Source organism: Gilliamella apicola (assembly GCF_003202915.1).
GTDB lineage: Bacteria > Pseudomonadota > Gammaproteobacteria > Enterobacterales > Orbaceae > Gilliamella > Gilliamella apicola_Q.
The window spans coordinates 1-1,145 of record NZ_QGLP01000015.1 but is presented as its reverse complement, the minus strand read 5'-3'; the positions used below and the strand labels follow the sequence as shown (position 1 = coordinate 1,145).

The window sequence follows — 1,145 nt, the reverse complement described above, 5'->3', positions numbered from 1 at the left end:
TACAATCGGCCACGTTGACCATGGTAAAACAACTTTAACTGCAGCTATTACTTCTGTACTATCTAAAAAATACGGTGGTCAAGCTCGTGCATTCGATCAAATCGATAATGCACCAGAAGAAAAAGCTCGTGGTATCACCATCAACACTTCACACGTTGAATACGATACACCAACTCGTCACTACGCACACGTAGACTGCCCAGGCCATGCTGACTATGTTAAAAACATGATCACTGGTGCGGCTCAAATGGACGGCGCTATCTTAGTAGTAGCAGCAACTGATGGTCCTATGCCACAAACTCGTGAGCACATTCTTTTAGGTCGTCAAGTAGGTGTACCTTACATCATCGTATTCTTAAACAAATGCGATATGGTTGATGATGAAGAGTTATTAGAATTAGTTGAAATGGAAGTACGTGAACTTCTATCTCAATACGATTTCCCAGGTGACGATACTCCAGTAATTCGTGGTTCAGCGCTTAAAGCGTTAGAAGGCGATGCAGCATGGGAAGAAAAAATTGTTGAATTAGCAGAAGCATTAGACACTTATATCCCAGAACCAGAGCGTGACATTGATAAACCATTCTTATTACCAATCGAAGACGTATTCTCAATCTCAGGTCGTGGTACAGTAGTAACAGGTCGTGTAGAGCGCGGTGTAATCAAAGTTGGTGAAGAAGTTGAAATCGTTGGTATCAAACCAACAGCTAAAACAACTTGTACTGGTGTAGAAATGTTCCGTAAATTACTAGACGAAGGTCGTGCTGGTGAGAACGTAGGTGTATTACTACGTGGTACAAAACGTGAAGAAATCGAACGTGGTCAAGTATTAGCGAAACCAGGTTCAATCACACCACATACTGATTTTGAATCAGAAGTGTATATTTTAAGTAAAGATGAAGGTGGTCGTCATACTCCATTCTTCAAAGGCTACCGTCCACAGTTCTACTTCCGTACAACTGACGTAACTGGTACTATCGAATTACCAGAAGGCGTAGAGATGGTAATGCCAGGTGATAACATCAAAATGACAGTATCATTAATTCACCCAATCGCAATGGCAGACGGTTTACGTTTCGCTATCCGTGAAGGTGGTCGTACTGTTGGTGCTGGTGTTGTTGCTAAAGTTATTAAATAATTTAAGC

At 41.5% G+C, this 1,145-nt stretch carries 1 protein-coding gene; it reads left to right on the top strand.

Going from position 1 to position 1,145, the window contains the following annotated elements; genetic code table 11:
* Window positions 1-1,138 (top strand): elongation factor Tu (tuf, locus tag DKK79_RS14265; RefSeq protein ID WP_110424624.1); only part of this gene is annotated, 1,138 nt, incomplete at its 5' end.
* Window positions 1,139-1,145: the final 7 nt, after the last annotated feature.